General features: G+C 42.9%; 7 protein-coding genes. All 7 read left to right on the forward strand.

Annotated features, from left to right (window positions below; all coding sequences use genetic code 11):
* Positions 1 to 25: 25 nt before the first annotated feature.
* The 7 genes from B5E53_RS16930 (at position 26) to B5E53_RS16965 (ending at position 8795) form a co-directional block, all read left to right on the forward strand.
* Positions 26 to 1204 (forward strand): InlB B-repeat-containing protein, encoded by a 1179-nt coding sequence (locus B5E53_RS16930; RefSeq protein WP_087317154.1) that lies wholly within the window; start codon positions 26 to 28, stop codon positions 1202 to 1204.
* 159 nt (positions 1205 to 1363) lie between these two features.
* Positions 1364 to 2680: an AAA family ATPase gene (locus B5E53_RS16935; protein ID WP_087317156.1), complete on the forward strand. Its 1317-nt coding sequence runs from the start codon at positions 1364 to 1366 to the stop codon at positions 2678 to 2680.
* Positions 2673 to 2993: a hypothetical protein gene (locus B5E53_RS16940; RefSeq protein WP_087317158.1), complete on the forward strand. Its 321-nt coding sequence runs from the start codon at positions 2673 to 2675 to the stop codon at positions 2991 to 2993. The genes B5E53_RS16935 and B5E53_RS16940 overlap by 8 nt, the downstream gene beginning before the upstream one ends.
* An 838-nt stretch (positions 2994 to 3831) precedes the next feature.
* Positions 3832 to 4869 (forward strand): phenylalanine--tRNA ligase subunit alpha, encoded by a 1038-nt coding sequence (gene pheS, locus B5E53_RS16950; protein WP_087317162.1) that lies wholly within the window; start codon positions 3832 to 3834, stop codon positions 4867 to 4869.
* 11 nt (positions 4870 to 4880) lie between these two features.
* Positions 4881 to 7325, forward strand: coding sequence for a phenylalanine--tRNA ligase subunit beta (gene pheT, locus B5E53_RS16955; RefSeq protein WP_087317164.1), 2445 nt, complete (start codon positions 4881 to 4883; stop codon positions 7323 to 7325).
* Between the two features lie 196 nt (positions 7326 to 7521).
* Positions 7522 to 8547: a tRNA preQ1(34) S-adenosylmethionine ribosyltransferase-isomerase QueA gene (gene queA, locus B5E53_RS16960; protein ID WP_087317166.1), complete on the forward strand. Its 1026-nt coding sequence runs from the start codon at positions 7522 to 7524 to the stop codon at positions 8545 to 8547.
* A 44-nt stretch (positions 8548 to 8591) separates the two neighbouring features.
* Positions 8592 to 8795 carry a hypothetical protein gene (locus tag B5E53_RS16965; protein ID WP_087317168.1) on the forward strand — a complete coding sequence of 68 codons (204 nt, stop codon included), beginning with the start codon at positions 8592 to 8594 and terminating at the stop codon, positions 8793 to 8795.
* The last annotated feature ends 154 nt before the right edge of the window (positions 8796 to 8949 follow it).

An 8949-nucleotide genomic window follows, 5' to 3' on the forward strand; every position in this document is an offset into this window, starting at 1 on the left:
TGCAAAGTGGAAAAGGTGAAAAAATATGGTGCAAATAAAAAATAATATTTGGAAAATTTTTTTTGGTATTTTCATTTTGACTGTGGCATTTATAACTAATAAAGAAAATGTTCGAGCGGCGATTGATGAATGTGAGTTGGTTTATAAATCAGGAAATAATTATTATTCGGTAGCGGATTTTGGAGAGACAACATATAAATCAGTAAAAAGAGATTTGGATTTTTATATAAAGATGACTTTTGATAGTGAATTGGTATGGCAGAGTTCGCTAAAGATTTATGTATCAGATGGAGATGGACACTATTCCACATCATCATTAAGTTGGTCGGATATGGAGGATAGATTTGAGTATGATAATAAAAAACGTTATGCCTATTTTCCTATATCGTCAATATTAGCATCTCAACAGAATTTTATAAAAATATTTTTTGACGTTATTTTAGCTAATGGAAATTATCTTCAGACCGCCGATCTAAATTCTACCAATGCGTTTTATATCAGGATGTTAGGTGACTATACGATATCTTATAATGCCAATGGAGGAACAGGAGCGCCTGCATCTCAGACAAAGTATAAAGAGAGTGTATTGACCCTTAGCACTCAAAAGCCGAAAAGAACTGGATATATATTTAAAGGATGGGCTGTAACCAATACAGCGGAAAGTGCAACCTATCAGCCGGGCGGAAGTTATAGCAGTAATAGCGATGTGGTGTTATATGCAGTATGGGAAAAGGAGGAAGAACAGCAAACATCGGATAATGGACAAACGCAAAATCCAGGCCATAATGGAAATCAAAATCCAACAAATGATAGAAATGAAATTATAATAAATCGAGATAGTAACACAACAAATAATTCTGTCAATAAACAGAAACAAGAGGAAAAAACTTCGGTTAATGCAAAGAAAAGTAATTTGCCTAAAAAAGGACAACTAAAGGCAGTGAAGTCTCTAAAAAAGAGGACAATGAAAATTACATGGAAAAAGTCGAAAGGGATAACAGGGTATCAGATATATATATCCAGAAAGAAAAATTTTTCCATGGAAACATTTCAAAGAATATATAAAAGAAAGAAAATGTCGACAATTATAACAGGTTTAAAAAGTAAGAAAAAATATTATGTAAAATTGCGCCCATACAAAAAACAAGGGAAAAAGATTTATTATGGAGAGTGGAGCAAAGTAAAAAAGGTAAAAATCAAATAGCTTTTTGTGGATGAAAAGAAAAGTATTTCAGTGTATATTAATAAAAAAAAATTGTAAATATTTTACTTTTTCCTTGAATACAGTAATTTGTCATGGTATAATAGGCAAACAATTTGGAAAAAATAATGATGTAAAGTTTTAGGACAGAAGGAATTTAGGATGAGATTAATAATTGATAATTTGGCAAAAATTAAACATGCAGATATTGTAATTGATGGAATCACTGTGATTGCGGGAGAAAATAATACGGGGAAAAGTACGGTTGGGAAAATTCTTTATTCTTCATTTAATTCATTATGTGACATAGATTTGAAGATTGAGCAAGAGAGATTAAAAAGTATTCGAAATATAATTAAACGTGTTCTGAGAAATACTTTGATGAATGATTCTGACTCACTGGGGACCAATTTATCATCGAGAATACCGATTAATCAAATAAGTAAGGACTTAACAAATCAATTGATTCAGGTAGAGGAGCAGATAACGAAATCGCTTTACGAATCGTTATTTGAAGGTATTGTGAAAAAATATCATCTGGATTTGCAAAAAGAAGATATACAAGAGATGGTAGATGACTCTTATGATAAAGTCTTTTTTTTAAAAGATAACAAAGAATATAATATTGCGTTGGAGCTGATAGGAAGATATTTTTTACAGGTTTTTGGTATGCAGATTCAATGTTTGAAAGAAAAAGAATTATCTGCAGAAATTTCGTTGTATATTAAAGACAAGAAGTTATCGTTACAATTTAAAGATAATAAATGTATAAAATGGAGCAGGGATTATAATATTTTGCATGAAGCTTTTTTGATTGATGATCCGTTCATTTTAGATGATTTGGAGGGGTATTATTTCCCGCCGCTGACAACCAATGAAATAAGAGCACAATTAGTAAAGCGTTTGCGCCTATCAGACAATAATTTGATGGATGGTATTTTTGATGCGGTTAGAGCAAAAGAAACTTTGGAAGAATTGTATGAGGTCCTTAGTAAAGTTACAACTGGAAAAGTATCAGAACAAAAAGGACAATGGATGTTACAGTCTGAATATTATGTTGAACCAGTTCGCTTTGAGAACCTTTCTGCGGGTCTGAAATCTTTTGTTCTGATTAAGATGTTGTTGGAAAAGGGGATTTTAAAAGAGAAAGATGTCTTGGTTCTGGATGAACCGGAGATTCATTTACATCCAGAATGGCAGATTCTTTATGCCGAAATTATTGTATTGCTACAAAAATTATTTGATTTGAGTATTGTGGTTACTACTCACAGTCGTGATTTTTTAGAAGCGATCGAGTTAAACGCGAAAAAGTATGGGTTGGCTTCTAAGTGTAATTTTTATTTGTCCCTAGCAGAAGCGGGGGTGGTAACTTTTGAAAATGTAACGAATAAACTGGACAAAATATACAGGCAACTGGTAAGTCCAAGCATGTTACTGGATAAGCTCAGATATGAGATAGAGATGGAGAGAAATGAGTAACTTTGATACTTTTAAAAATGCAGTAATAAAATATTTGTCCATATATGATATAGATATAAATTTTTTATCTACACTGAGGGAAGTTTCATTAAACGATGCGGAAGAGAAAACAAAATATTTGTATACTGGAGATAAAAATATAGAGGTAGTTTCTATGGATGTATTGGCGGAGAAGGCATATAAGCAGATTAGAGGGACGTTTTCGGCCGATAATCCTATAGCATCAGTTGATGCATTTTTGATTAACAATAAAAATAATTGGTATTTTATAGAGTTTAAAGATTGTCCCATTAATGGGAAAAATCGAGTGTAAAAAATAACATCATAAAAAAGGCATATGAAAATTGGTATATGGTGCTGGATATTATTTATAGCCTGGCAGAGAGAGGAGAAAAAACTACAATTTTTGATATAGCTAATCCAGTGAATTTTGCCAGAAATCATGTGTATTACATATTGGTATGTAGCGCAGAAAAAAATGTAAGTATTTATAATCAGGTCAAAAATAATGTATTATTGCATCAGAACTATACACCGCCCTTCATGCAACGTCTGAAAGATTATCTCTTTAAAGATGCGTTCGTGTGTACTGAGGATTATTTTGAGCAACGTTTTGTTAATATATTCACTTTTTAACAAGGTAAAGAAGGGAAAAAATTAAGAGTTGCTGCTCGGAAAAACTTGACTTTTCCACGTGCCCTGGGTTACAATGTTACCTGATATAAAAGCTATGAAGGTGTTGACTGTACATTTTCTGTGCGGGAGTGCCCTGGATTGGAACCGTCCTGTGCGGCGGTATACCGTTTATCGGCATAGATAAGTTTTGGGAGGGCATGAACAGGAGCGCAGTGATGTACGTCCCAGTAGAGACAGACTGTCTTACAGAGAGAAGGAATCACCGGCTGCAAGTTCCTTCAAGCTCCAGTTTGTTTTGAATTTCCGCACCGGAGCTGCACTTCGGGGAGCGCAGACAGTGATAAGGAGTGCCGTGGCGCGCGTTAAGCGTATAAAGAGTCTGATAATGATCAGGAACCAGGGTGGTACCGCGGATATAATTCGTCCCTTTCGATTCATGGAATCGGAAGGGATTTTTGTCGTCCCTGGAATATTTGCCATAAGATTGCATGTTGTATAACAGGAGGAAAAGAGGAATGAAAGATAAAATCAACAGCATTTTATCAGAAGCGAAAAACAAGATTGCGGAAGCGGCCAACGAAGGTGAGCTGCAAAGCGTAAAGAGCGCCTATATTGGAAAACAGGGCTCTTTGAGTCTTTTGATGAAAGAGATGCCGAAACTGGATCCGGCGCAGCGGCCGGAGATGGGTAAGCTTATGAATCAGGCGAAGAAAGAGGTCACAGAACTGATTGACGCCAAGAGAACAGAGCTGAAGCTGAAAGCTTCAGAAGTGTCTCCGGATTTTGACTGTTCTGTGCCGGGAATCCTGCCGTCTGCCGGCGGACTTCACCCGATCACACAGATGTGCTACGACCTCAATGACGCATTCCGTTCCATGGGATTTGAGATTTTTGAGGAAGACGAGATCACCAGCGAAATGTATGCGTTCGATAAATTGAACTTCCCGCCGAACCATCCGGCCAGAGAGAGCATGGATACTTACTGGATCGAGGGCCATGACAGCGGCAGCACCAATGAGAAACTCTGCCTGCGTCCGCATCTGACCGGCGGAAGCGTCCGCTATATGCAGACCCACAAGCCGCCGTACCGCTTCGTGTATCCGGGACGTGTATATCGTAACGAGACCACGGACGCCCATCACGAGAGAGCATTCTTCCAGTACGAGGCGCTGATCGTGGATAAAGATATCACATTTACTTCCGGTAAAGTGATGATCCAGAGTATTTTGAGCAAAGTATTTGGCACCCATGTGCCGGTGCGGATGCGTTCCGGTTTCTTCCCGTTTGTGGAACCTGGCTTTGAGATCGACATGCAGTGCCAGGTCTGCGGCGGAAAAGGATGCAGCGTATGTAAACATGTGGGCTGGATTGAGGTTATGCCAGGCGGATCACCGCACCCGAATGTTCTGCGTGCGGCAGGTCTTGACCCGGACGAGTATACCGGTTTCTATGTAAATATCGGTCTGGACCGTCTGGTTATGATGCGTTACGGCGTGGATGATGTGAGACTGTTCCACAGTGCTGACCTGAGATTCCTGAAACAGTTCAAATAAGGAGAGAGAAAATGAAATTATCATTATCATGGATTAAGGATTATGTAAAGATTCCGGAAGATGCGGATTTAAAAAAACTGGCTTATGACCTGACCATGTCCACCGTGGAAGTGGAGGATGTAGAGTATCTGGCTGAGCGTTTCAACAATATGATCGTCGGCGTGATCGAAAAAATCGAGCCGCATCCAAACGCGGACAGATTAAGAGTATGTAAAGTGGATATCGGCGGAGGCGAGATCAAAGACATCGTCTGCGGCGGCATCAACTTAAAGGAAGGCATGCGCGTTGCCGTATCCTGTCCGGGCGCCGTTGTGCGCTGGCACGGAGAGGGCGAGCCGGTGGTGATTAAAAATTCCAAGCTTCGCGGCGTTGCCTCCTACGGTATGATCTGCGCGTCCGATGAGATCGGACTGGGCGATTTGTTCCCGGCAGAGCAGGAAGCGGAGATCCTCGACCTTTCCGCTTTCGAGGTTCCGGCAGGTACCCCTCTGGCAGATGCTCTGGATATGAACGATGTGCTTCTTGAGATTGACAATAAATCTATGACAAACCGTCCGGACCTCTGGGGCCATTATGGTATCGCCCGGGAGATTGCGGCGCTTTACGATCTGCCGCTCAAAGAGATCGAGCCTTTCGAGACCGATGTGCAGTCTGATTTTAAGGTGGAGATCAATGATCCGGACAGATGTACAAGATATATCGGCGTGGAAATGTCCGGCGTAAGCGTAAAACCGTCACCGTACAAGATGCAGAACAGGATCTGGAAGGTGGGTATGCGCCCGATCAACGCGCTGGTGGATATTACCAACTATGTCATGCTTGCCACCGGTAACCCGACGCACGCCTTTGACGCGGATAATATCACAGATCATATTGTGGTAAGACATGCCGGCGAAGGAGAAAAACTGCTTCTGTTAAATGACAATGAGATCGAGCTTTGCGCTGACGACCTGGTGATCACCGATTCCGAGGGTCCGGTTGCCCTGGCCGGCGTTATGGGCGGCGCAAAGGATTCCATCCTTCCAAAGACAGAACGTGTCATCCTGGAGGTGGCAAACTTTGAGGCCACCGGCATCCGCCGCACAGCGCTTCGTTACGATACACGTACAGAGGCTTCTTCCAGATACGAGAAAGCCATCGATCCGGAGAGATGTGATCAGGCGCTGGCTCTTTCCATGCAGTATTTCAAAGAGCTGTATCCGGAGCTGACCGTGACAGGATTCTGCGATAATTATGTAAAGAAACTGGAGAGAGCCCAGATCGACGTGAATCTGTCCTGGCTGGAAAAGAGACTGGGCAAACATCTGACCAATGCTGAGATGCAGGGCAAGCTGGAACAGCTGGGCTTTGACGTGCAGATCGACGGCGATAATATGCATGTGACCGCGCCGACCTGGCGTTCCACCGGCGACATTTCCATCAAAGACGACGTGATGGAAGAGGTTGCCAGAATGTACGGATACGACAACTTTGAGGCCACCGCGTTTACCACAACATTTACGGGCGCCATCAATCAGAAAGATAAGAGTCTTGTGAGAAATATCAAAGAGTATCTGGCCATCCGCTGCGGTATGCAGGAGGTGTACACTTACCCTTGGATGAATGATACATTTGTTCATGCGGTACTTCCGGATACCGACGGAATCCTGAAACTTTCCACACCGCCGGCACCGGATCTGAGTTATATCCGCTGTTCTCTGCTTCCAAACCTCTGTGAGGCAGTGGCAAAGAACGAACGTTACTTCCATACCTTCTCCATTTTTGAGGAGGCGCAGGTATTTTTCGACAGAAATTATACTTCTGTCTACGATGCGACGGAATCCCTTCCGGAACAGCGCAGACATATCGGCGCAGCCTTCGCCAGCAGCGAAAAGGATATCAACACCCTGTTCAGAGAAGCGAAGGGCGTGCTGGAAAATATGCCTCGCTACACCCACATGGAAGCCTACGAGTTCAGAAAAGAAGAGAAACCGTTCTGGGCTGACAATGTGGTATGGCTGAACATTTATCTGGGCAATGAGAAAATCGGTGACATGGGTCTCATGGCAAAGAAAGTATCCATGGAGTGCGGTATCAAGAACCTTTCCGTGATGCTCTTCGAGCTGGATGCCACCAAGCTCGTACCACTCAAATCCAGAACCAATACATTTACTCATCTGGCTGAGTATCCGGAGACCGATTACGACATCTCCATGCTCTTTGATTCAGGCGCTGCATGGCATGATATCTATGATACCATCATGGGCAAGAAGAAGGCAGCGGCCCTGGTCAAAGACGCAGCCTTCGTGGATGAGTACAGAGGAAAACAGATTCCGCAGGGTAAGAAGTCTGTGACCATCCGTCTGACCATCGGTTCCGACGAGAAGACCCTGACTTCCCAGGAGATTGAAAACACTGCCAACCAGGTAATGAAGAAGCTTGGCAAGAAAATGGGTGCAGAGCTCAGAACCCAGTAATTTTTATCGGGATAAAATAAACAGGAGCAGGGCTGCCGCAGAAGGAATGGCCTGCGCAGGATGCCACAGGAACTGATCATCATGAATCAGCAGCCTGCGGTATTATGCGGGTGTGTCGTCTGCGGCAGCTCTGCGTGTTAAAAAAGATCTCCGAAAAAGATACGGGGATCGGATATGAAGAGGACAGACAACGATTATGAAAACAAGTGATTTTTATTATGATCTGCCGGAAGAACTGATCGCCCAGGATCCGCTGGAGAACCGGTCAGATTCCAGACTCATGGTTCTGGACAAGAAGACCGGCGCGGTCAGCCATCATATATTCCGGGAAATCGTGAATTATCTGAATCCGGGTGACTGTCTGGTCATCAATGATACAAAGGTTATCCCGGCCCGGCTCATCGGTGAAAAAGAAGGAACCGGAGCGAAGATTGAGGTGCTGTTGTTAAAGAGAAAGACCGGCGACGTATGGGAGACACTCGTAAAGCCAGGCCGAAAGGCAAAGCCGGGTACGAGGATCCGGTTTGGCGGCGGCCTGCTGGTGGGCGAGGTTATAGATATCGTCGACGAGGGCAACCGTCTGATCAAGTTTGAATTTGAGGGAATCTTTGAGGAGATTCTCGATCAGCTGGGACAGATGCCTCTGCCGCCGTACATCACCCATCAGCTGAAAGACAAGGACAGATATAACACTGTCTATGCCACCCACTCCGGCTCAGCGGCAGCGCCTACGGCAGGACTGCACTTTACACCGGAGCTGCTGAAGACCATCGAAGAAAAAGGTATCGACATTGCCAGAGTAACGCTCCATGTGGGACTGGGCACCTTCCGTCCGGTGAAGGTGGATGATGTGGAGAATCATCACATGCATTCGGAGTTCTACATGATCGACGAGGAGGCGGCAGAGAAAATCAACCGCGCCAAAGAAAACGGAAAAAGAGTCATCTGTGTGGGAACCACCAGCTGCCGGACCATCGAATCCGCCGCCGACGAAAACGGCAGACTGAAACCGTGCAGTGGATGGACGGAGATCTTCATCTATCCGGGCTACCAGTTTAAAATACTGGACTGCCTCATCACTAACTTCCATCTGCCGGAATCCACGCTGATCATGCTGGTATCCGCCCTGGCCGGAAAAGAACATGTACTGGCAGCCTATGAAGAGGCGGTGAAAGAACGGTATCGGTTCTTCAGTTTTGGAGATGCCATGTTTATCGTTTAACACCGTTTTCTAACATTTGTTGAGTGAAGAGAAAGGAAAAATAAATGAAAGATATAGGTGTGACGACAGAAGAGATGGGAAGGGCTGTAGGAGAACTTATAAAAAATATTCCGCCGTTATCTGAAAAAGATATAGGTTTAATAAAAAGAAATCCATTTCTATCATTTTTCCAAAAGGCAAAAATTATAAAGCGGATGCGAAAAACATTAAAACTCCAATTTGAAAATAAAGAAAACGGGCAGGTTTAATTTCTGCCCGTTTTTTGACTATATTTGAATTTATGGTAAACGGTAAATACTCCGTACCTCGAAAATCATAGTCATATGTGAGACAATAGACTCGATTCTTATCAATCCGTGCTAATAGTTCAGTACTCAACTTTTAGTACTGTTATAGAAATGA

The organism is Eubacterium sp. An11, from assembly GCF_002161065.1.
Classification (GTDB): domain Bacteria; phylum Bacillota; class Clostridia; order Lachnospirales; family Lachnospiraceae; genus Anaerobutyricum; species Anaerobutyricum faecale.